Raw genomic sequence first — 20,996 nt, forward strand, 5'->3', positions numbered from 1 at the left:
GGAGGGAGGAACGCCAGGGTGAAGCGGGCTTGGTTGAAATCCGTCATGCGGTCGATCCTGCGTCGTCTCGACGAGGAATTGATCTGGGTGGGCTGGATGTACTGGCCCTTCGTCTGGGATGAGTACTACGGCGACGGCCCGGACGAACGGCCGCGCGAGACGGAGGGATCGTGACGATGAAACTCAATCGCTGGGAGTCCGTATGACCGGCCGACGGGTAGTCATCACCGGAATGGGGGTGCTGGCGCCGGGCGGAATCGGAGTGAAGAACTTCTGGGACCTGCTCAGCACGGGCCGGACGGCGACCAGGGGGATCACCTTCTTCGACCCGTCGCCCTTCCGGTCCAGGATCGCGGCCGAGGCGGACTTCGACCCCTGGCTGCACGGCCTCGGCCCGCAGGAGACGCGCCGCATGGACCGGGCGGCGCAGTTCGCCGTCGTCGCGGCGAGGGAGGCGATGGCGGACGGCGGCCTGGACCTCGGCTCCGTCGAACCCCACCGCACCGGGGTCGCCATCGGCACCGCCGTGGGCGCCACCATGGGCCTCGACCGGGAGTACCGGGTGGTCAGCGACGGCGGCCGGCTCGACCTCGTCGACCACGAGTACGCCGTCCCCCACCTGTACGACTACTTCGTGCCGAGCTCCTTCGCGGCCGAGGTCGCCTGGGCGGCCGGTGCCGAGGGCCCGGCCACCGTGGTCTCCACCGGCTGCACCTCGGGGCTGGACTCGGTCGCCTACGCCGCCGGGCTGATCCGGGACGGCTCCGCCGACGTGATGATCGCCGGCGCCACGGACGCGCCCATCTCGCCGATCACGGTGGCGTGCTTCGACGCGATCAAGGCGACCACGCCGCGCAACGACGATCCCGCGCACGCGTCCCGGCCGTTCGACCGCACCCGCAACGGCTTCGTGCTCGGCGAGGGCGCCGCGGTCTTCGTCCTGGAGGAGCTGGCCGCGGCGCGCCGCCGCGGCGCCCGCCCGTACGCGGAGATCGCGGGCTACGCCTCCCGCTGCAACGCCTTCCACATGACCGGGCTGCGGCCCGACGGCAGGGAGATGGCGGAGGCCATCCGGGCGGCGCTGGACGACGCGCGGACGAATCCGGAGGACATCGACTACATCAACGCCCACGGCTCCGGCACCAAGCAGAACGACCGGCACGAGACCGCCGCGTTCAAGCGCGGCCTCGGTGAGCACGCCCGCCGCACGCCGGTCAGCTCCATCAAGTCGATGGTCGGCCATTCGCTCGGCGCGATCGGCTCGATCGAGATCGCGGCCTCGGTCCTGGCCATGGAGAACGACGCGGTGCCGCCGACGGCCAACCTGCACGAGCCCGACCCAGAATGCGACCTCGACTACGTGCCGCTGACCGCGCGCGACCGGCGGACCGACACGGTGCTGACGGTCGGCAGCGGATTCGGCGGCTTCCAGAGCGCGATGGTCCTCGCCCGTCCCGAAAGGAGCACGGCGTGACGGCGCGGGCGGTGGTGACCGGAATCGGCGTCGTGGCTCCCAACGGGTTCGGCGTGGACGAGTACTGGTCCGCCACCTGCGGCGGGAAGAGCGGCATCGGCCGGGTCACGCGGTTCGACCCGAGCGGGTACCCGGCGCAGCTCGCCGGGGAGGTCTCCGGGTTCAGCGCCGAGGAGCACCTCCCGAGCCGGCTCGTCCCGCAGACCGACCGCATGACCCAGCTCGCCCTGGTGGGCGCGGAGCAGGCGCTCGCCGGCGCCGGGGTCAGCGTGGCCGACCTGCCCGAGTTCGGGGTGGGCGTGGTGACCGCCAGCACCTGCGGCGGGTTCGAGTTCGGCCAGCGGGAGCTCCAGAACCTCTGGAGCAAGGGCGGCCAGTACGTCAGCGCCTACCAGTCGTTCGCCTGGTTCTACGCGGTCAACACCGGCCAGATCTCGATCAGGCACGGCATGCGGGGCCCGAGCGGCGTGCTGGTCGGGGACCAGGCGGGCGGGCTCGACGCCATCGCGCACGCCCGCCGCCATGTCCGCGGCGGCAGCGACCTGATCCTGTCCGGCGGTGTCGACGCCCCGATCTGCTCGTGGGGATGGGCGGCCCAGCTCGCCGGCGGAAGGCTGAGCACCGGCGACCGGCCGGAACGCGCCTACCTCCCCTTCGACACCTGCGCGGCCGGGCACGTGCCGGGGGAGGGCGGCGGCCTGCTGACCGTCGAGAGCGCCGACGCCGCGCGGCGGCGCGGCGCGCCCCGCGTGTACGGGGAGATCCGCGGCTACGGGTCCACCTTCGACCCGAGACCGGGCAGCGGACGCCCGCCGACGCTGCGGAAGGCGATCGAGATCGCGCTGGACGACGCGGGCCTGCCGCCGGGGGAGGTCGACGTCGTCTTCGCCGACGCCGCCGCCGTCCCGGAACTCGACCGCGTCGAGGCGGCGGCGATCACCGACGTGTTCGGCCCCCACGGGGTCCCGGTCACCGCGCCCAAGACCATGACGGGGAGGCTCGGCTCGGGGGCCGCTCCGCTGGACGTCGCCACGGCCTTCCTGTCGATGCGCGCGGGAATGATCCCTCCGACGGCGAACGTCACCCTCTCGCCCGAGTACGACATCGACCTGGTGACCACGGCGCCGCGGGCCGCGTCCGTGGACACGGCCGTCGTCCTCGCGCGAGGCCGGGGCGGCTTCAACTCCGCCGTCGTCCTGGGATCCGCCGACTGGAACTGACCTCGCCCTCGAACCACGGCCGGTGGTGCGGCGGTCGCCTTCAGGCGGCTGCCGAGTCGGCGGAAAGGTCGATCCGCCAGGAGATCCCGAAACGGTCGCTCACCCACGCGAACCTCGGGCTGAAGCCGTAGTCGCGCGCGGGCAGATGTATCTCGCCGCCTTCGGCGAGGGCCTCGTAGAGCTTGTCGAAGTCCTTTACCGAGTCACGCTGTATGTAGATCGTCATGGCCGGGTTGAACGTGAACTCGTGCCAGGGCATGAGGTCGTGCAGCCGGCTGTCCGGCGGCGGCGTGTTGCTGCAGACGACCTGCTGGCCCGCGAGCTTGAAGATGCCGTACTGCAGGGTGCCCTCGGCCCAGCCGGAGTCCTCCGCGCGGGCGCGGATGACCTGGAGGACCTCGCCGTCCTCGAACAGCGACGTGTAGAAGTCCATCGCCTCCTCGGCGTTCCCATGGAACATCAGGAAGACGGAGAGTTGCTGCGTGCTCGGCTCGGACGTCATGGCCGCTCCTTGTCGGGAGAGATCGATCGAGAACCGGCCCCGGCCGCGCCGGGTGGTCGTGCTCGAAGGGCCCCATCATCGCGGCGGCCGCTCTCCACCCGGTCAAGACTCGCTCGACGGCCCATGGTGCGAACCTGACCATTTTATTGCGTGCCATGCATTCTTGTAATGATCTGGTGCGAATGGCGCTAATAGCCGGACAATGCTTGGTGCTCGGCGCAGCGTTGTGGTCATATGAATCCGGCAGGAGAGCGCAGCGAAGTCGAGAGGAATGAATCGAATATGAGACGTGGGCTGACCGGTGTCATCGCGGTCCTGGGAGTCGCCGCGGCCGTCGCGTCGACCGGAAACGCCTCGGCCGCCCACCGGGCGCCGGGGGCGGTGCTGTTCGACGAGTCGTTCACCGGAGCCACCGCGGACTCGCGGCTGATCGGGTACGGGGCCGCCTGCCTGACGGGCGCGCGGCGCGGAGGCCCGGTCCAGGAGGCGGCCAACCACCCGCTCGGCGGATGCCACCCCGGCCCGGCCGGGCCCGTGCCGCCGGCCGGTGCGGCGCCCCGCGGATACCTCCAGCTCACCGACGCCCACTACGAGGAGACCGGCGCCGTGATGTTCGACTCGCCGGTCCCGGCGGCGAACGGCGTGGAGGCGACCTTCGAGCAGTGGCAGTACGGCAACACCACCCGGACGCCGGCGGACGGGATCTCCTTCTTCCTCACCGACGGCGCCGGGCGGCTCACCACGCCGGGCGCGTTCGGCGGCAGCCTGGGCTATGCCCAGAAACTGCCGGACGGCAGGGCGGACGCGCAATTCGTCCCGGGCGTCGACGGCGGATATCTCGGTATCGGACTCGACGTCCTGGGCGACTACTTCGGCGACGGAGAAAGGCGCGGGAATGGCTGCGCGCAGCGTTCCCCGGCCGGGACGCGTTTCCCGGCGCCTTCCCCCGGCGCCAACATCGTCACCGCCCGCGGACCGGGAAACGGCATCGACGGCTACTGCTTCCTCGCCGCCACGACGCGCAACACGACGACCACCGGCCCCTGGACGTCTTCCCTTCCCGGGCGGCTCAACGGGGATCTGCGGCAGATGCCCGCCGGCGTGACACCGGCGCGAGCCGAGGCCCTGCTGGAGCCGGTGAAGCGGGTCGTCCGCGTCGCCGTGCCGCCCGGGTCCAACGCGATGGCGACGGTCGACATCGACTTCGGCAGCGGCTTCCAGCGAGTGCTGCAATTCCGTGTGCCGCAGCCCGTTCCGAACACCGTCAAGTTCGGGTTCGCCGCGTCCACGGGGCCGTTCACCGACGTGCACCTCATCCGCAAGGTGACCCTGCGCTCCATACGTTGACCACCCCGGAAACGCGACTGCTGAGGCCGGACGGAACGGCCGGTCCGGGCGCATGACGGCCATCCGGGCCGGCGGCCACGTCCGGCTGCGCGACTACGCGGTGATCGGCGACGGGCGCAGTGCCGCGCTGGTCGCCGCCGACGGGTCGGTGGACTGGCTGGGGCTGCCCGACCTCGACTCGCCCTCGCTGTTCGCCGCCGTCCTGGACCCCGCCCGGGGCGGCCGCTTCCTGCTGGAGCCGGAGGAGCCCTTCACGGTCGCCCGCCGGTACCTGCCGGGCACGAACGTGCTGGAGACCACGTTCACCACCGGCCGCGGCACCGCGCGGGTCACCGACGCGCTGACCCTGGACGGCGGCGGGGCGCTCGGCCCCATGCGGGAACTGCAGCGGCGCCTCGACGGCGTGGCGGGCACCGTGCCGATGCGCTGGAGCGTCCAGCCCCGGTTCGGCTACGGTGCCCGCCGCCCGCGGTTCACGAGCCGCGGCGGTGTGCCGGTGGTGACGGCCGGCGCGGACGCGCTCGCGGTGCGCGCCTGGGACGCGGGCGAGCCGCGGTGCGATGGCGGGGCGATCAGCGGCCGCCTGGACCTCGGGCAGGGGCGGCGGGCCCTGCTGGCGATGCCGTTCGCGCACCAGGAACCGCTCGTCCTGCCGACCCGCGCCGAATGCGACGCCCGTCTGGAGCGCACCATCGCGGTCTGGCGCGGCTGGGCGGCGGAGCGGCGGTTCGGGGGCATGTGGCGGGACGCCGTGCTGCGCAGCGCGCTGGCGCTCAAGCTGCTGATCTTCGCGCCGTCGGGGGCGATCGCCGCCGCGGCGACCTGCTCGCTCCCGGAGGACGTCGGAGGCGAGCGCAACTGGGACTACCGGTTCTGCTGGGTCCGCGACTCGGTCTTCACCCTCGACGCGCTCCTCCGGCTGGGCTGCTCCGCCGAGGCGGACGCCTTCTTCTGGTGGCTCATGCACGCCACCCAGCTCACCCATCCGCGGCTGCGCGTCCTCTACCGGCTGGACGGCGGCGCCCGCGCCCCGGAACGGACGCTCCCCCTCGCCGGGTACCGCGGCTCCGGACCGGTGCGCGCCGGCAACGCGGCGGGCGCCCAGCTCCAGCTCGACACCTACGGCGAGCTGCTGCAGACCGGCTGGCTGTACGCCGGTGCCATCGGGCGGCTTGACGCGGACATCGCGCGGCGCCTGGCGGAGCTGGCCGACCTCGTCTGCACCGCCTGGCCGCGGCCGGACTCGGGCATCTGGGAGGTCCGCAGCGCGCCCCTGCACTTCACCCAGTCGAAGATGATGTGCTGGATCGCCCTCGACCGGGCCATCGACCTGAGCGAGCGCGGGATGATCCCGGACCGTGGCGCGGCCCGCTGGCGGACCGCCCGCGCCCAGGTGCGCGACTTCATCGAGACGCGCTGCTTCTCCGCTGAGCGCCGCTGCTACACGCGCTCCGCCGACAGCCCCGAGCTGGACGCCGCCGTCATGCTGGGGCTGCTCTACGGATACGCGCCGCCCGGCGACCCCCGGATGCGCGCCACGGTCGACGCGATAGGTCGGGAGCTGCGGCACGGCCCGTACGTCGCCAGGTACTCCGGCGAGGACGGGCTGGCCGGCACCGAAGGCGCGTTCCTGGCCTGCTCCTTCTGGCTCGCCGAGTGCCTCGCCCGCACCGGGCGGCTCGACGAGGCCGTCGCGCTGATGGACGAGCTGGTCGGCCTGGCCAACGACGTCGGCCTGTACAGCGAGGAGATCGACCCGGACACCGGCGCCTTCCTGGGCAACCTGCCGCAGGGACTGAGCCACCTCGCGCTGATCAGCGCCGCGTGCGCCATCGGCTCGGCCGCCGGGGAGGCGGGCAGGTGAGCGCCTGGGGGACCGCCGCGGGCGCGTTCGTCGGCACGCTGCTGCTGACCACCGTCCTGCGGGCCGCCAGCGAGTTCCGGCTCACCCGCATGGACCTGCCGTTCCTGCTCGGCACCGCCGTGACCGCGAACCGGCCCCGCGCCAAGGCGATCGGCTACCTCATGCACTTCGCCAACGGCCAGATGTTCGCGTTCGTCTACTACGCCGTCTTCGTTGCCATCGGCCACGCCGGCTGGTGGCTCGGGGCCCTCTTCGGCCTGGTGCACGGCCTGTTCGCCGGGACCGCCCTGGTGAACACCCTGCTGCCCTTGGTCCACCCGAGGATGGGCAGCCCCCTGACCAGCGCCCCCGACGTCGCGCTCCTGGAACCACCGGGCTTCCTGATGCGCAACTACGGCCCCGGCACGCCCCTGGTCACCGTCCTGGCCCATGTGGCCTACGGATCCATCGTCGGCGGCTTCACCAGCCTCGGCCCCGATTGACCATCAAGGTAGTTTCGACGTCGAAGTCGAGTTAGGATCGGGGCGTGCGCGGCGCGGAACGGCCGCGCGCGGGCGGGCCGTACGGCGCGCATCCCGAATCCTGCCGAGGGGGGTCGAGCGTGGACGGTTCACGCATCGCCGACATCATCGAGATCGAACAGCTGCTCGCGCGCTACGCGGCCGGCATGACGATGGACGACGTGGACGCGGTCCTCGCCGTGTTCGCGCCGGGCGGCACCTACAGCGCCTTCGGGGAGAAGTACGGGACCGCGGACTTCCCCTCGCTCATGGCGGCCGCGCCGAAGGGGGTGTTCTCCGTGAGCACCCCGGCGATCGAGTTCGACGGGGACGACGCGGCGACGGGTGTGCAGCCGCTGTGCTTCGTCGCCCAGGCCGACCACTCGATGCGGATCGGCTACTACACCGACGCGTACCGGCGGACCCCGGACGGGTGGCGGCTGGAGACCAGGGCCATGACGTTCCTGCGCCGCGACGGTTCCCGGGACTCCGGCCGCCCGCACGACCCCCGGCGTCCGGTGCCCGGGCAGACGTCCGCGAACTGAGCATGGACCTGCAGGAGTTTCGCGCGGGCCTGGATGGCTGGCTCGACGAGCACGGGCCCGAACTCGTCCCGCCGCACGGCCCCGGCGTCACGCTCGGCGCGGAGATGGAGCACCTCTCCAAGGTCAAGCGGCTGACGTACGAAGCGGGCTGGATGCGATGGGGCTGGCCCGAACGCGTCGGAGGGCTCGGCGGATCCACGCTCATGCGCGCCTACCTCGGTGAGGCGCTGGCGTCCCGGGACCTGATCGAGCCGGGCATCTACTCCATGACCGAGGTGCTCGCGCCGACCATGATCGAGTTCGCCCGGCCCGCGCTGGCGGCGGAGATGGTCCCGCGGCTGCTGCGCGGGGACGAGACGTGGTGCCAGGGCTTCTCCGAGCCGAGCACCGGCAGCAACCTGGGCTCCCTGGCGTGCCGGGCCCGCCCGGACGGTGACGACTGGGTGGTGAGCGGCCAGAAGGTGTGGACGAGCCTGGCGCAGTACGCCGACCGCTGCGTCCTGCTGACCCGGACCGGCTCCCCGGAGTCGGGCCACCGCGGCATCACCGCGCTGTTCGTCGACATGGACTCGCCGGGCATCACGGTGCGCCCGATCCAGGCGATGCACGGGCGGGACGAGTTCTGCGAGGTGTTCTTCGACGAGGTGCGCGTCCCCGGCGACCGCACGCTGGGCGAGGTCGACGGCGGCTGGGCCGTCGCGATGGACCTGCTGCCCTACGAGCGGAGCACCTCGCTGTGGCATCGCGGCGCGTTCCTGCGGCAGCGGCTGGAGCACCTGCTCGCCTCCCCGTCCGGTGAGGCGCTGGACCCGGCCGACCTCGGCGAGGTGGCCCAGCTGGCGTTCGCGTTCCACGCCCGCTCCCGGGCGACGCAGTACCGGATGGCCGGCGGTGAGCGGCTCGGCCCGGAGACCTCGGTCGACAAGGTGCTGCTCGCGACCACGGAGCAGGCGGTGTACGACCTGGTCGCGGACGCGGCGGCGGCGGACGTCGCGCTGGGCGACGACCCGGACGGCGCGCGCTGGCGGACCGAGTTCCTGTACTCGCGGGCGGCGACGATCTACGGCGGGAGCGCCGAGATCCAGCGGAACATCATCGCGCGCCGGCTGCTCGACCTGGGAGTGGACCGATGATCGACGCCGAGACCGCCGAGCTGCTGGCGCACAGCCTGCGCCGCGCCTTCGAGAAGGGCGGCGCCGCGTCGGCCGACGCCGCGCTGGACGAGGTCGGCTGGTGCGAGGCGCTGGCGGCCGAGGGCCTCTCCGTCGTCCCGCTGCTGTTCGCCGAGCAGGGCGCCGCGAACGCGGCCTCCGGCGCGCTGGACGACCTGATGACGGCGATGCTCGGCCTGCCGCCCGGCAGGAGCACCGCGTTCGTCCTGCCCGAGTTCGGCGGGCGGGCGATGCCGGGCTCGGTCCGGAACGGTGACCTCGCGGTGCGCGGTCTCGGCACCGCGAGGATGGCGACGGCCGAGCACGCGGTGGTGGTGACCGAGGAGCACCGGGCGGTCGTCGTGGAGACGGCGAGCCTGCGGATACGCCCGGTCGAGGGCATCGATCCGCGGCTGGGCCTGGCCAAGGTCGACGGCGCGGGCCTGCCCGCCGGCGGCGCGCGGGCCACGGACGCCGGCTGGACGGAGGCCCTGGCGGCGGGCCGGCTGGCGCTGGCCTCCGAGGCGGCCGGCGCCAGCCGGACGATGCTCCGGCTCGCGCGCGAGCACGCCGTGACCCGGGTGCAGTTCGGCCGGCCGATCGGCTCGTTCCAGGCCGTCCGGCACCGGCTGGCCGAGTGCCTGGTGGCGATCGAGGGCGCCGAGGCGGCCCTCGCCGCCGCCGTCGAGATGGCGGACGGGGAGTGGCCCGCACGGGTGCCTCCGGTGCCGGCCGCGATCGCGAAGGCGCTCGCCGGACGCCACGCGCGCACGGTGGCGCGCCACTGCCAGCAGGTGCTCGCCGGCGTGGGATTCACCGACGAGCACGACTTCCACCACCACTTCCGCCGCGTGCTCGTCTTGGACGGGCTCCTCGGCGACGCCCGGACCCTGACCCGCGAGCTCGGTGCGGAACTGCTGCGCACCCGGCGGCTGCCGGCGGTGCCGCCGCTGTAGGACACCGCCCGGCGGCGGGGCGAAGTCAGGATCCGCCGCCGGGCCAGGGGTGCTTGTAGGGGCGAACGGCGAACGCGCCGATCACCTCCCGCCCAACGGCCGGGAGGTGATCGGCGCGTCTCCGTCAGCCGGTGTCGTCGCGTTTGGACAGCTGCTTGTCCAGGGTCTTCCGCAGCTCCGGCGAGAGGAAGGAGCGGTCCTCCGCCGCGAGCGCGAAGTCGAGGGTGGCGAGCACCGCGCGCTCCAGGTGGAGGTTGAGGACGCGCTTGGTGTCCTCCAGCGCCCGGCGCGGCATCGCGGCGAGCTTCCGCGCGCACTCCAGGGCCGCGGGCATCACCTCGTCGTCGGGACGGACGTGGTTGGCCAGCCCGATCTCCGCCGCTCGCCGCGCGCTGATCCGGTCACCGGTCAGCGCGTACTCCTTCGCGAGCTGCAGGCTGGTCAGCAGCGGCCAGGTCACCGGCCCCCCGTCGGCGGCGACGAGCCCGACCATGACGTGCGGGTCGGCGAGGTGGGCGCTCTCGGCCATGAACACGATGTCGGAGAGCGCCACCAGGCTGCAGCCCAGGCCGACCGCCGGCCCGTTGACCGCGGCGACGACCGGCAGCCGGCACTGCACCATGCCCGTGACGATGCGGCGGGCGTCGGCCAGGGTCTGCCGCCGCAGGCCGTCGTCCTTGGTGAGCTCGTCGATGTAGCCGAAGTCGCCGCCGGCCGAGAACGCGCGCCCGGCCCCGGTGAGGACCACCGCGCGGGCGTCCTCGTCGGCGTCGAGCTGGGGGAACAGCGAACCGAGGCCCGTGTGGAGGGCGTGGTTCGTCGCGTTGAGCCGCTCGGGGCGGTTGAGCGTCACGATCCGGATCGGGCCGTCGGCCGTGACGGTGATCTCCGCCGGCAGGTCGTAGCCGCTCATGACGCCGGCAGCCCGAGGATGCGGGTCGCCACCAGGTTGCGCTGGATCTGCGACGTCCCTCCCATGACGCTCTGCGCCCGGCTGTAGAGGTACATCTTCAGCCACGTGTCCTCCTCGATCCCGGCGGTCCGCTCGCTCACGCCGAGCGCGGCGTGCCCGACGGCCTGTTCGACCCATGTCATCAGCAGCTTGTCCACGGACCCCTCGGGGCCGTGCGAGACGCCGTCGAGCCGGTCGGAGAGCCGGCGGCACACGTGCAGCCGCAGCATCTCCGCCTCGACGACCGCCCACGCGACGTCGCGGACGTTCTCGCTGGAGAAGCGCTCCGGCTCCGCGCGCAGCCGCGCCACGAGCTCGTTCACGGCCTTGCCGTACCGCGCGACGTAGCCCAGCTCGCCGGGCTCGCGCTCGTGGCTGACCACGGTCATCGCGAGCCGCCAGCCCTCGCCCGGCTCCCCGATCATGTCGGCCGCCCGGGCGACCGCGCCGTCGAAGACGACCTCGCCGAACTCCCGGGTGATCCCGTTGACCATCTTGAGCGGCCGCTGCTCGACGCCCGGCTGGTCCATCCGGACGGCGAACGCCGACAGCCCGCGGTGCTTGGGCGCCTCCGGGTCGGTCCGCGCCAGGACGAGGCACCAGGCCGCGCTGTCGGAGTAGCTCGTCCAGACCTTGTGGCCGGTGATCACGTATTCGTCGCCGCGGCGCTCCGCGCGGGTGCGCAGCGACGCCAGGTCCGACCCGGCGTCCGGCTCGCTGAACCCCTGGCACCAGCGGTCGCGCCCGTTGACGATGCCGGGCAGGAACCGGCGCTTGACGTCGTCGCCGCCGTGCCGCAGCAGGCCCTGCACCAGGTAGCCGAGGCTGGGGCGCGGGGGAGCCCCGGCCGCCGCCAGCTCCTCGTCGACGATCGCCTCGTACACGCTCGGCAGCCCCTGGCCGCCGATCTCCTCCGGCCAGGAGAGGGCGAAGAACCCGGCGTCGTAGAGGGCCTGGTGCCAGGACGCCTGCCCGTCCCAGTACGCGTCGGACGTCGAGGACGCCGGGAGCCCGGGGTTGTTCTCGGCGAGCCAGGCCCGCAGCCGCCTGCGGAACGCGGCCTCCTCCGGGGAGTCAGCGAAGTCCACCGGGCACGCCTCCGATCTCGCGGCGGGCGGCGACCCGGTCGAGGTGCGCGCCGACGCCGCCGAGCAGTTGTGTGGACAGGAGCGCTCGCCGCAGGTGAACGTGCGCGAGGCACTCCCAGGTGTTGCCGATGCCGCCGTGCACCTGGATGGCGGTCTCGCACACCGCGCGGGCCGCGCGGGCGCAGTACGCCTTCGCGACCGCCGCGGCGTCCAGCGCCTGGGCGGCGGGCAGGGTGTCCGCCGCCCAGGCGGCGTGGAGCGCGACGCTCCGCGAGCCCTCCACCGAGACGTGGGCGTCGGCCAGCATGTGCTGGACGCTCTGGAACGACCCGATCGCCGTGCCGTACTGCTGCCGGACGCCCGCGTACGAGCACGCCAGTTCGACCGCGCCGCGCATCGTCCCGACGAGGTCGGCGCAGGTGAGGGCGACGACGAAGGCCGTCCAGCCCTCGATGTCCGCCGCGCTGAGGGGGGTCTGGGCGCCGGGCGGGCGCCCGGTCGGGGGCCCGGAGACCTCGGCGGCGGGACGGGTGAGGTCGCGCGAGGGCGACGTGCCGTACACCGGGACGGTGACCAGCTCGTGGCCGCCGTCCACCTCCGCCAGCGCCAGGGCGGAGGTGATGCCCTGGACGTCGATCGCGGTGCCCGAGCAGGGCTCGCCCGCGCCTCCGGTGACGGCGAGGCGGGACAGGTCGGGGGTGAGCAGGACGGTCTCGGGAACGGTGGCCGGAGGCGCGGACGCCCTGCGGCGCAGCTCGGCGGCCAGGGTCGGGCCGAGGAAGGAGGTGTCGGCGAGGCCGCGGCCGAGTTCCTCCGCGACGATCGCGGCCTCGACCGCGGACGCGAGCGGCCGGTTCCCGTCGGCGGGGGTGCGCAGTTCGCGCCAGCCGGTGGCCTCCAGCGCCGTGTCCAGCTTGGCGGCCCGGGCGCCGTCGCCGAGTTCGGCGACCGACTTGGGGCCGAGGTCGTCGGCGAGCCGGGCGGCGGCGTCGCGCAGTGCCTGCTGCTCCGAGGAGAGGCGGACGTCCATCAGCGGTCACATCGCAGGGGAGCGGCGGAACGGGCACGGCCCGGGGGAAGCGGCGGTGCGGCCGCGGGGGGTTCGGTCATTTCGATCATGTACCGGCAACCTCGGAAGAAGACGCGCCGGGACCGGTGACCTGGCCGCCGGCGCGGACGTTGCGAGCGATTTACACTTCTAGATAAAAGTCTATACTGACGTCGATGTCAATCACGGTGTCCGCCCCGGGACACCGGGGCCGGCGGGCGACAGAGCGGAGTTGCGGCATGAACAACAGCGAGGGGCCGGCGTGGCCGAGCATCGCCGCCATGACCGAGTCGGCCGCGGAGCGCTTCGCGGACCGCACCGCGATCGTCGACGGCGGCGAGCGCGTCTCCTACGAGCGGCTCTACGCGGAGGCCCGCGGGTTCGGGGCCTCGCTGGTCGCCGCGGGCGTCGAACCGGGCGACCGCGTCGCCATCTGGGCGTTCAACTGCCGTGAGTGGATCGTCGCGCTCCTCGGGCTGTACCAGGCCGGGGCGACCCTGGTCCCGGTCAACACGAGGTTCAAGGGGCGGGAGGCCGCCGACATCCTGCGGCGCGCCAGGGTCAGGGTGCTGGTGACGGTGACGGAGTTCCTCGGCAACGACTACGTCGCGATGCTCCGCGACACCGGCGAGCCCCTGCCCGACCTGCACACCGTCGTCATCGCCCGGGGCGGCCCGTCCGGGTCCGCGGTCCCGTGGGACGACTTCCTCGCGCGCGCCGCCGGCGACGACCTGGCGGAGGTCGACCGCCGGAGGGCGGCGCTCGGCCCGGACGACCCGTCCGACGTGCTCTTCACGTCCGGCACGACCGGCACGCCGAAGGGCGTGCTGATGACCCACCGGCGGACGATGGGCGTGGGCGCCGACTGGGTGAGCATGACCGGCCTGTCGGCCGGCGACCGCTACGTGATGGTCAACCCGTTCTTCCACATGTTCGGCTTCAAGGGCGGCATCCTCGCCTGCGTCGCCGCCGGGGCCGCGATGCTGCCGCAGCCGACGCTGGACGTGGACCGGGTGCTCGGGCAGGTCGCCGCCGAGCGGGTCACCGTGCTGCCCGGCCCGCCCGCGCTGTACCACGCGATCCTGGAGCACCCCGGGCGAGGGCGGTACGACCTGTCGAGCCTGCGCGTCGCCGTGACCGGGGCGGCCGACATCCCGGTCGAGCTCATCCGGCGGGTGCGCGACGAGCTGCCGTTCTCGGCCATCATCACCGGCTACGGCCTCACCGAGGCGGGGACGGCCAGCTCCACCTCGCCCGACGACGACCCGGAGACCACCGCGACGACCGTGGGACGGCCCCGGCCCGGCTTCGAGATCCGCGTGGTCGACGCAACCGGCGCCGCCGCGGCGCAGGGCGAGGTCGGCGAGATCGTCCTGCGCGGCCCCACCACGATGGTCGGGTACCTGGACGACCCCGGAGCCACGTCGGCGGTCCTCTCGGAGGACGGCTGGCTGCGCACCGGCGACCTCGGCAGCCTCGACGAGCGCGGGTGCCTGCGCATCGCCGGGCGGTCCAAGGACATGTTCATCGTCGGCGGGTTCAACGCCTACCCCGCGGAGATCGAGGCGATGCTGCTCGAACACCCGGGCGTCCTGCAGGCCGCGGTCATCGGTGTCCCCGACGAGCGCCTCGGCCAGGTGGGCATGGCCTTCATCGTGCCGCGGGAGCCCGGCCTCGCCGAGGCCGACGTGATCGCCTGGTGCCGGGACCGGATGGCCAACTACAAGGTCCCGCGCTCGGTCCGGCTGATCGACGAGCTGCCGCTCACCGAGAGCGGGAAGGTGCGCAAGAACGCGCTGGAGGCGCGGGCCGCCGCCGAGCGCTCCGGCTGAGACCGGACCCCGGCGGACCCGCCCGAACGCCCACCGCGGCCCAGGCCGCGCCATTTGACTGACATCGACGTCGATGTCGTCACTCACTGAGCAAGCCCCACACGGAAGGTGCCCGGACATGGAAGACAACGATCTCGAGCCGATGCTGCAGGCGGTCCGGGACTTCGTCCGCCGGGAGGTCATCCCGCGCGAGGCGGAGATCGACGAGAAGGACGAGGTCCCCGCGGTGCTCCGCGAGACGGCGAAGCACATGGGCCTGTTCGGCTTCACCATCCCGGAGGAGTACGGCGGGCTCGGGCTCGGCATCGTCGACCAGTGCCGGCTGCTGATCGAGATCGGCTACACCACCCCGGCGCTGCGCTCGATGTTCAGCACCAACGTGGGCATCGCCGGGCACGTGCTCATGGACGGCGGCACCGCGGAGCAGAAGGCCGCGTGGCTGCCGAGGCTGGCCTCCGGCGAGGTCGTCGCCTCGTTCGCGCTGACCGAGCCGGACGCCGGGTCCGACCCGTCCGACCTGCGGACGAGCGCCGTCCGCGACGGCGGCGAGTGGGTCCTCGACGGCGTCAAGCGGTACATCACCAACGCGCCGATCGCCGACGTGTTCATGGTGTTCGCCCGGACCGACCCGGACGCGAAGTCGTCGCGGGGCATCTCCACCTTCATCGTCCCCGCCGGCACGCCGGGGCTGACGATCGGGCCGCGCGACCACAAGATGGGGCAGTTCGGCGCCTGGACGGCCGACGTCGTCCTGGACGGCGTGCGGGTCCCGGCCGACGCCGTCGTCGGCGGGGAGGACGGCGTCGACACCGGTTTCCTGACCGCGATGCGCAGCCTGGCCAACGGGCGGCTGCTGCTCGCCGCGGCCTGCGTGGGGATGTCCCAGCGGCTCGTGGACGAGTCGGTGCGGTTCGCCTCCGAGCGCACGCAGGGCGGGCGGCCCATCGCGTCCCACCAGCTGGTGCAGGCCTTGATCGCGGAGTCGGTCACCGAGACGATGGCGGCCCGCAGCCTCGTGCTGGACGCCGCCCGCTCCTACGCGGACGGCTCGGACCGCCGGACCGCCCCGGCCGCCGCCAAGTACTTCTGCAGCGAGGTCGTCGGGCGGGTCGCGGACCGCGCCGTCCAGGTGCACGGCGGCGCCGGGTACATGCGCTCGGTCGCGGTCGAGCGGTTCTACCGCGACGCGCGGCTGTTCCGCATCTACGAGGGCACCAGCCAGATCCAGCAGCTGATCATCGCCCGGCAGACGCTCGGGGCGGCCGCGGGCTGAACGCCCCCGGCCGCCCCGGGCGGTCGCCGCGGTCTCGTCCCGCCTACCTCAGGTGGACAGGACGGAGACCGCGGCGACCCCGGGCGCGCCGTACAGCTGGGCGACGCCGACCCGCGGCTCGCCCGGCACCTGGCGCTCGCCGGCCCGGCCGCGCATCTGCAGCACCAGCTCCCGGACCTGCCGCAGGCCCGAGGCCCCGACCGGCTCGCCGTTGGCGATCAGGCCGCCGTCGGTGTTGACGGGCAGCCGCCCCCCGATCTCGGTGGCGCCGGAGGCGATCAGCTCGTTCTGCTCGCCGTCCGCGCACAGCCCGACCTCGGCGAGGTGGATGACCTCGGCGCCGGCGTCGGTGTCCTGGAGCTGCGCGATCGCGACGTCCGCCGGGTCGACGCCCGCCGCCTCGAACGCGGCCCGCGCGGCGTCCACGGTCGGCGCCGGGACGTGGTCGGCGGCGACGGACGCGGAGGGGGTGTGCACCTCGAACGCGCCGTAGCGCCTCGTCCGGGTCGCGACGCTGCGCAGGTAGACCGGCTTGTCGGTGTACCGGTGGGCCACGTCGGCGCTGCACACGACCAGTGCCGCCGCGCCCTCGTTCGGGCTGCAGAACATGTACTGCGTCAGCGGGTAGTTGACCATCCGCGCGCCGAGGATCTTCTCCGCGGGCAGCGGGGTCCGGCGGTGGGCGTTGGGGTTGAGGGCGCCGTTGCGGTAGTTCTTCTCGGCGACCGCGGCGAGCGTCTCGTGGGTGATCCCGTGGTCGTGCATGTAGCGGTTGATCTTCATGCCGAAGAACTTCGGGGTGAGGAACAGCCCCATCTCGCCGTACCACGGCGGGCAGGCGTAGTCCTCGGGCTCGGCCGTGAAGGCGCCCGGGTCGTGCTTGTCCACGCCGAGGATCAGGCCGATCTCGTGCTCGCCCTGCCCGATCGTCTGCCGGGCGAGGGCGAGCGCGCTCCCGGCGGTCGCGCACCCGTTGTAGACGTTGGTGAACTGGACGCCGGTCAGCCCGAGCTCGGCGACGACGGCGTCGGGCTGGTCCACCTCGTAGCTGCCGCCCACGGCGAACTGCATGTCGGCCCAGGTCAGGCCGGCGTCGGCGAGGGCGTCCCGGGCCGCCTCGGCGGCGATGGCCAGGGCGGGCTTGCCGGGGAACCGGCCGAACCGGTGGATGCCGGTTCCGATGATCGCGACGTCAGGCATGGTCGGCCTCGCCGGGGGTGCGCGGGGACACGGGCAGGTCTCCTTCGTCGGGGCTGGAATCGTCGGGGGTGAAGGCGAACGTGACGATCTCGCGTCCGTCCTCGTCCGTGCGGAACGGCATGGTGACGAGCCGCATCGGCATGCCGATGGCCGGCCCGTCCTCGGGGCAGCCGACGAGGATGCTCTCCACGCGCAGCTGCCCGGGCAGCTCGACCACCCCGACGAACCACGGCTCGAACGGGTCCGCCGAGGCGAACCGCCCGTTGAACGGCGCCTTCGGCAGGAAGCCCTGGGACGTCCACGTCCAGAGGGTTCCGGACCGCTCCAGCAGCGTGCGCTCGACGGCGGTGGCGCCGCACCTCGGGCAGCCGGTCCGGAGCGGGAACGCGTACGCGCCGCATTCGCCGCAGCGGCCGCCGATCAGGCGGGGTTCGTCGTCGGGCCAGGTGAACAGATCATCGGCGATGGGGACCGGCGGCATCTCTTCTCCTTGGTGTCCCCGCTCGTTGCGGAGCGGGGTGAGGCGGGGCGGCGGTCGGCGGAAGGCCGCGAGAGCGACTGACGGGGCGGGTGCGGAACGCCGGAACCCGTGCGCGAGTCGTAGCCTATACTGACTTCGACATCAAAAACAGTATAACGGCGGCCCGTGGCGGAGATTCAGGCCGCGTTGGCCGCCGTCACGCGCTTACGGGTTCGGCGGTATCGACGTCGATTCATGGCTAGACTCCCCTCTCCCGGGACGGTGAGGGGCGGGCCGAGCGGCTTGAAGCGGGCCGCGGGCGCGTCCTGGCGGGCGAAGGGGAGTCGGCGCCCCGCGCCGCGCGGCCCCGGCGACGTTGAACGTGTGCCGGTCCGGCGTTATGTTTCCGACGTCGGATTCATGGTTTGGAGGACAGGATGGACGCAGAACCGCGCTCGGCGAAGGGCCGCCGGACACGGGCGCGCCTCTTCGAGGCGGGCAAGGTCGTGTTTGAGCGCGATGGCTTTCTCCAGGCGCGGATCACCGACATCGCCGCGGAGGCCAGCGTCTCGCACGGGTCGTTCTACCACTACTTCGACTCCAAGGAGTCCCTCTTCCGCGAGATCGCCGAGGAGGTCGAGGTCCGGCTCGTGTCGATGGACGACATCGCGCAGGACCTGGACGAGGACGCCGGGCCCGTCGCCCGCATCCGCGCGGCGAACAAGGCCTACCTCACGGCCTACCGCAAGGAGGCCCGGATCATGCGGGTGATCGAGGAGGTCAGCCGCTATGACGACGACGTCCGCAAGGTGCGCTCCAAGCGGGACGACTACCTCGCCGCCCGCCTGGAGTCGGCGATCGAGCGCCTCCAGGCGGAGGGCCTTGCCGACAAGCGGATCGACAAGCGCTACGCCGCCACCGCGCTCGGCGGCATGGTCGCGAAGTTCGCCGAGATGATGTTCATCGGCGGCGCGCAGTTCGACATGCAGGGCGCGGTGGAGCAGCTGACGCTGCTGTGGGCCAACGCGCTCGGCCTGCCCCCGGAGGCCGACGAGAAGCAGGCCCGCGCCCGCAGCGGAGCCGCCTGACGGCCGGCGCCGCGGCCCCGCCGCGCGCCGGCCCGCCCGTCGTGCCCCGCCTTACGCGGGGACCCGCTCGAAGACCGCGGCGATGCCCTGCCCGCCGCCGACGCACAGCGTCTCGAGCCCGTACCGCGCCTCCCGCCGGTCCATCTCGTGCAGGAGCGTCGCCACGATCCGCGCGCCGGTCGCCCCCACCGGGTGGCCGAGGGAGATCCCCGAGCCGTTGACGTTGAGCCGCTCGAAGTCGGCGGCGCCGAAGCCCCACTCCCGCGTCACCGCCAGCGCCTGCGCCGCGAACGCCTCGTTCAGCTCGATCAGGTCGATGTCGGCCAGCGTCAGGCCGGCGGCGTCGAGCGCCCGCCGCGTCGCCGGCACCGGCCCGATGCCCATGCGGTCCGGCCCGACCCCGGCGATCGCGGTGGACACGACCCGCGCGAGCGGCCGCAGCCCGTTCGCGGCGGCGAACTCGGGCGTGGTCACCAGGCACGCGGCGGCGCCGTCGTTCTGCCCGCTGGCGTTGCCGGCGGTCACCGTCGCCTCGGGGTCCTGCCCGCCCATCACCGGCCGGAGGGCGGCGAGCGCCTCGCGGGAGATGTCGCGGCGCGGGTGCTCGTCGGTGTCGACGACCACCTCGCCCTTCCGGGTGCCGACCCGGACGGGGACGATCTCGTCGGCGAACGCCCCGCGGTCCTGGGCGTCCAGGGCCCGGCGCTGCGACTGGTAGGCGAGGTCGTCCTGCTCCTCGCGGCCGATCTCGTACTCCCGTCGCAGGTTCTCCGCGGTCTCCAGCATCCCGCCCGGCACCGGGTGGAACTGCCCGCCGGCCGTCGTCCGGCCCCGGGTGAGGGTGTCGGTGAGCGTGATGTCCCCGGCGCGGGAACCCCACCGCGCGGTCAGCGAGTAGTGCGGCGCCTGCGACATGTTCTCGGCGCCGCCGGCGATGATCGCCTGGGCCGCGCCGGAGCGCACCATCGCGGCGGCGTACACCACGGACTGGAGCCCCGACCCGCAGCGCCGGTCGACCTGGACGCCGGGGACGCTGGTCGGCAGCCCCGCGTCGAGGGCGATGACCCGCCCGATCGCGGGCGCCTCGGCGGTGCCGTAGCAGTGCCCGAACACGACGTCGTCGACGAGGGCGCCGTCCAGGCCGCTGCGTTCCATCAGCGCCTGGACGACCGTAACGCCCAGCGCCTGGACCGGGACCGTCCGCAGGGCGCCGCCGAAGCGCCCGATCGCGGTCCGTACCGGCTGGCAGATCACAGCCTCGTTCATCTCTCTCCTTGAGCGTTGGTGCCCCGGACGGGGCGGTGGAGGGTTCTCACAGCGCGCCGGCCCGGCGAAGCTCGTCCTGCGCCTCCGGGGTGAAGCCCAGCTCGGTGAGGATCGCGGCGGAGTGCTCGCCGAGGCCGGGGACGTCCTCCAGGGGCGTGCTCCACGCGGGCGTGATGACCGGCGGGAGCAGGGAGGCCAGGGGGCCGACGGGCGACCCGACGCGCCGCCAGCGGTCGCGGGCCGTCAGTTGCGGATGGTCCACGACCTCCGTGACGCGGTTGAACTCGGCGTTGCCGATGCCGGCGGCGTCTGCGCGCGCGCAGATCTCGGCGAGGTCGAGCGTCGCGGTCCAGGCGGCGATCGCCTCGTCCAGCCGGTCGCGCTGCCCGCACCGCTGGGGGGTCGTGGCGAGCGACGGGTCGTCCGCGAGGTCGGGACGGCCGATCAGGTCGCGGGCGAGGCGCCGCCATTCGGCGTCGTTGGTGGTCCCGAGGACGACGGTGCGCCCGTCCCTGGTCGGGTAGGCGTTGTAGGGCGCCACGACTGGGGACGACATCCCGATCGGCGCCCGCTCCTCGCCGGTGTAGCGGGCGTAGAGGAGGGCGAAGCCGAGGAAGTCGGCGGCGGTGTCGAACATGCTCACCTGGAGGGCGGCGCCGGTGCCGGTCCTGGCGCGGCCGAGCAGTGCGGCCATGATGCCCGCCGCCGCCTGCATCGCCGTCCCGATGTCGGCGATGGGGATGCCCGGCTTGGCGGGCGCGTCGGCCCGCCCGGTGGACGCGCAGGAGCCGCTCTCGGCCTGGACGAGCAGGTCGTAGGCGCGGCGGTGGTCGAGCGGCCCGCCGGTGCCGTAGCCGGAGATGTCCACCGCCACCAGCGACGGGCGGCGCTCCACCAGCGTCGCCGCGTCCAGCCCGAGGCGGGCGGCGGAGCCCGGCGCGAGGTTCTGCACGACGACGTCGGCGCGGTCGAGCAGCCGGTCCAGGACGGGACGGGCCTCGGGCCGCTTGCAGTCGAGCGCCAGCGACCGCTTGTTGCGGTTCAGCCAGGCGAAGTAGGTCGACATGCCCTCGGCGGCGTCGTCGAACGAGCGGGTGAGGTCGCCCGAGCGCGGGTGCTCCACCTTGACGACCTCGGCGCCGAGGTCGGCGAGCATCCGCGTGCAGTAGGGGGCCGAGACCGCCTGCTCGAAGCTCAGCACGACGGTGCCGGCGAGGGGCGGTCCGGGGG

Annotated in this window: 20 protein-coding genes; 12 read left to right on the forward strand and 8 right to left on the reverse strand. The window is 73.5% G+C overall.

What is annotated here, in order from left to right; genetic code table 11:
• The first annotated feature begins 45 nt into the window (after window positions 1–45).
• From E1266_RS39830 to E1266_RS06860, 3 genes are read left to right on the forward strand one after another with little or no spacing between them, the layout of a single operon-like run.
• Window positions 46–174, forward strand: a complete 129-nt coding sequence (locus E1266_RS39830) for a hypothetical protein (protein WP_279436307.1) — start codon at window positions 46–48, stop codon at window positions 172–174.
• Window positions 175–202: 28 nt separating this feature from the next.
• Window positions 203–1,474 (forward strand): beta-ketoacyl-[acyl-carrier-protein] synthase family protein, encoded by a 1,272-nt coding sequence (locus E1266_RS06855; RefSeq protein WP_132044904.1) that lies wholly within the window; start codon window positions 203–205, stop codon window positions 1,472–1,474.
• Complete coding sequence (locus E1266_RS06860) at window positions 1,471–2,694, forward strand: ketosynthase chain-length factor (RefSeq protein ID WP_132044906.1); 1,224 nt, start codon at window positions 1,471–1,473, stop codon at window positions 2,692–2,694. The genes E1266_RS06855 and E1266_RS06860 overlap by 4 nt, the downstream gene beginning before the upstream one ends.
• A gap of 40 nt (window positions 2,695–2,734) precedes the next feature.
• On the opposite strand, the gene E1266_RS06865 is transcribed toward E1266_RS06860, so the two are convergent.
• A complete protein-coding gene (locus E1266_RS06865) occupies window positions 2,735–3,196 on the reverse strand; it encodes a VOC family protein (RefSeq protein ID WP_132044908.1) in 462 nt (153 codons plus the stop codon).
• Between the two features lie 282 nt (window positions 3,197–3,478).
• Between E1266_RS06865 and E1266_RS06870 the strand changes: the two genes are divergently transcribed.
• The 6 genes from E1266_RS06870 (at window position 3,479) to E1266_RS06895 (ending at window position 9,559) form a co-directional block, all read left to right on the forward strand.
• Window positions 3,479–4,543, forward strand: a complete 1,065-nt coding sequence (locus E1266_RS06870) for a hypothetical protein (protein ID WP_132044910.1) — start codon at window positions 3,479–3,481, stop codon at window positions 4,541–4,543.
• A 52-nt stretch (window positions 4,544–4,595) separates the two neighbouring features.
• The gene (locus E1266_RS06875; protein WP_132044912.1) at window positions 4,596–6,407 is read left to right on the forward strand and encodes a glycoside hydrolase family 15 protein; all 1,812 of its coding nucleotides are present in this window, start codon (window positions 4,596–4,598) and stop codon (window positions 6,405–6,407) included.
• The gene (locus tag E1266_RS06880) at window positions 6,404–6,889 is read left to right on the forward strand and encodes a hypothetical protein (RefSeq protein WP_132044914.1); all 486 of its coding nucleotides are present in this window, start codon (window positions 6,404–6,406) and stop codon (window positions 6,887–6,889) included. Before E1266_RS06875 ends, E1266_RS06880 begins: the two co-directional genes overlap by 4 nt.
• Before the next feature lie 119 nt (window positions 6,890–7,008).
• Window positions 7,009–7,452 (forward strand): nuclear transport factor 2 family protein, encoded by a 444-nt coding sequence (locus E1266_RS06885; protein WP_132044916.1) that lies wholly within the window; start codon window positions 7,009–7,011, stop codon window positions 7,450–7,452.
• A gap of 2 nt (window positions 7,453–7,454) precedes the next feature.
• On the forward strand, window positions 7,455–8,585 hold the full coding sequence (locus E1266_RS06890) for an acyl-CoA dehydrogenase family protein (protein WP_132044918.1): 1,131 nt from the start codon (window positions 7,455–7,457) through the stop codon (window positions 8,583–8,585).
• Window positions 8,582–9,559: an acyl-CoA dehydrogenase family protein gene (locus tag E1266_RS06895; RefSeq protein ID WP_207945465.1), complete on the forward strand. Its 978-nt coding sequence runs from the start codon at window positions 8,582–8,584 to the stop codon at window positions 9,557–9,559. Before E1266_RS06890 ends, E1266_RS06895 begins: the two co-directional genes overlap by 4 nt.
• 124 nt (window positions 9,560–9,683) lie before the next feature.
• Here E1266_RS06895 and E1266_RS06900 read toward each other — a convergent pair whose 3' ends face one another.
• The 3 genes from E1266_RS06900 to E1266_RS06910 are packed head-to-tail and all read right to left on the reverse strand — an operon-like array spanning window position 9,684 to window position 12,629.
• Window positions 9,684–10,472 carry an enoyl-CoA hydratase/isomerase family protein gene (locus tag E1266_RS06900; protein ID WP_132044920.1) on the reverse strand — a complete coding sequence of 263 codons (789 nt, stop codon included), beginning with the start codon at window positions 10,470–10,472 and terminating at the stop codon, window positions 9,684–9,686.
• On the reverse strand, window positions 10,469–11,599 hold the full coding sequence (locus tag E1266_RS06905) for an acyl-CoA dehydrogenase family protein (RefSeq protein WP_132044922.1): 1,131 nt from the start codon (window positions 11,597–11,599) through the stop codon (window positions 10,469–10,471). The genes E1266_RS06900 and E1266_RS06905 overlap by 4 nt, the downstream gene beginning before the upstream one ends.
• Window positions 11,586–12,629, reverse strand: a complete 1,044-nt coding sequence (locus tag E1266_RS06910) for an acyl-CoA dehydrogenase family protein (RefSeq protein WP_132044924.1) — start codon at window positions 12,627–12,629, stop codon at window positions 11,586–11,588. Before E1266_RS06910 ends, E1266_RS06905 begins: the two co-directional genes overlap by 14 nt.
• Before the next feature lie 257 nt (window positions 12,630–12,886).
• On the opposite strand from E1266_RS06910, the gene E1266_RS06915 reads away from it, so the two are divergent.
• Both E1266_RS06915 and E1266_RS06920 read left to right on the forward strand, forming a co-directional pair.
• Complete coding sequence (locus E1266_RS06915; protein WP_132044926.1) at window positions 12,887–14,479, forward strand: FadD3 family acyl-CoA ligase; 1,593 nt, start codon at window positions 12,887–12,889, stop codon at window positions 14,477–14,479.
• A 118-nt stretch (window positions 14,480–14,597) separates the two neighbouring features.
• On the forward strand, window positions 14,598–15,752 hold the full coding sequence (locus E1266_RS06920; RefSeq protein ID WP_132044928.1) for an acyl-CoA dehydrogenase family protein: 1,155 nt from the start codon (window positions 14,598–14,600) through the stop codon (window positions 15,750–15,752).
• A 48-nt stretch (window positions 15,753–15,800) separates the two neighbouring features.
• Here E1266_RS06920 and E1266_RS06925 read toward each other — a convergent pair whose 3' ends face one another.
• Both E1266_RS06925 and E1266_RS06930 read right to left on the reverse strand, forming a co-directional pair.
• Complete coding sequence (locus E1266_RS06925; protein WP_132044930.1) at window positions 15,801–16,952, reverse strand: thiolase family protein; 1,152 nt, start codon at window positions 16,950–16,952, stop codon at window positions 15,801–15,803.
• A complete protein-coding gene (locus tag E1266_RS06930; protein WP_132044932.1) occupies window positions 16,945–17,433 on the reverse strand; it encodes an OB-fold domain-containing protein in 489 nt (162 codons plus the stop codon). Before E1266_RS06930 ends, E1266_RS06925 begins: the two co-directional genes overlap by 8 nt.
• 416 nt (window positions 17,434–17,849) lie before the next feature.
• On the opposite strand from E1266_RS06930, the gene E1266_RS06935 reads away from it, so the two are divergent.
• The gene (locus E1266_RS06935; protein ID WP_132044934.1) at window positions 17,850–18,500 is read left to right on the forward strand and encodes a TetR/AcrR family transcriptional regulator; all 651 of its coding nucleotides are present in this window, start codon (window positions 17,850–17,852) and stop codon (window positions 18,498–18,500) included.
• A 51-nt stretch (window positions 18,501–18,551) separates the two neighbouring features.
• Here E1266_RS06935 and E1266_RS06940 read toward each other — a convergent pair whose 3' ends face one another.
• Window positions 18,552–19,766, reverse strand: a complete 1,215-nt coding sequence (locus E1266_RS06940; RefSeq protein ID WP_132044936.1) for an acetyl-CoA C-acetyltransferase — start codon at window positions 19,764–19,766, stop codon at window positions 18,552–18,554.
• Between the two features lie 46 nt (window positions 19,767–19,812).
• The coding region (locus E1266_RS06945) for a CaiB/BaiF CoA-transferase family protein (RefSeq protein ID WP_132044938.1) at window positions 19,813–20,996 on the reverse strand (1,184 nt) is incomplete at its 5' end.

The sequence above is a fragment of the Actinomadura sp. 7K534 genome (assembly GCF_004348575.1).
GTDB lineage: Bacteria > Actinomycetota > Actinomycetes > Streptosporangiales > Streptosporangiaceae > Spirillospora > Spirillospora livida.

Excerpts from the sequence above, each read along its gene's own strand:
- E1266_RS39830 (WP_279436307.1), top strand. The coding sequence starts at position 46 with ATGCGGTCGATCCTGCGTCGTCTCGACGAGGAATTGATCTGGGTGGGC.
- E1266_RS06940 (WP_132044936.1), bottom strand. The coding sequence starts at position 19,766 with ATGAACGAGGCTGTGATCTGCCAGCCGGTACGGACCGCGATCGGGCGC.
- E1266_RS06900 (WP_132044920.1), bottom strand. The coding sequence starts at position 10,472 with ATGAGCGGCTACGACCTGCCGGCGGAGATCACCGTCACGGCCGACGGC.
- E1266_RS06895 (WP_207945465.1), top strand. The coding sequence starts at position 8,582 with ATGATCGACGCCGAGACCGCCGAGCTGCTGGCGCACAGCCTGCGCCGC.
- E1266_RS06865 (WP_132044908.1), bottom strand. The coding sequence starts at position 3,196 with ATGACGTCCGAGCCGAGCACGCAGCAACTCTCCGTCTTCCTGATGTTC.
- E1266_RS06920 (WP_132044928.1), top strand. The coding sequence starts at position 14,598 with ATGGAAGACAACGATCTCGAGCCGATGCTGCAGGCGGTCCGGGACTTC.
- E1266_RS06910 (WP_132044924.1), bottom strand. The coding sequence starts at position 12,629 with ATGGACGTCCGCCTCTCCTCGGAGCAGCAGGCACTGCGCGACGCCGCC.
- E1266_RS06870 (WP_132044910.1), top strand. The coding sequence starts at position 3,479 with ATGAGACGTGGGCTGACCGGTGTCATCGCGGTCCTGGGAGTCGCCGCG.
- E1266_RS06855 (WP_132044904.1), top strand. The coding sequence starts at position 203 with ATGACCGGCCGACGGGTAGTCATCACCGGAATGGGGGTGCTGGCGCCG.
- E1266_RS06875 (WP_132044912.1), top strand. The coding sequence starts at position 4,596 with ATGACGGCCATCCGGGCCGGCGGCCACGTCCGGCTGCGCGACTACGCG.
- E1266_RS06930 (WP_132044932.1), bottom strand. The coding sequence starts at position 17,433 with ATGCCGCCGGTCCCCATCGCCGATGATCTGTTCACCTGGCCCGACGAC.
- E1266_RS06935 (WP_132044934.1), top strand. The coding sequence starts at position 17,850 with ATGGACGCAGAACCGCGCTCGGCGAAGGGCCGCCGGACACGGGCGCGC.
- E1266_RS06915 (WP_132044926.1), top strand. The coding sequence starts at position 12,887 with ATGAACAACAGCGAGGGGCCGGCGTGGCCGAGCATCGCCGCCATGACC.
- E1266_RS06890 (WP_132044918.1), top strand. The coding sequence starts at position 7,455 with ATGGACCTGCAGGAGTTTCGCGCGGGCCTGGATGGCTGGCTCGACGAG.
- E1266_RS06925 (WP_132044930.1), bottom strand. The coding sequence starts at position 16,952 with ATGCCTGACGTCGCGATCATCGGAACCGGCATCCACCGGTTCGGCCGG.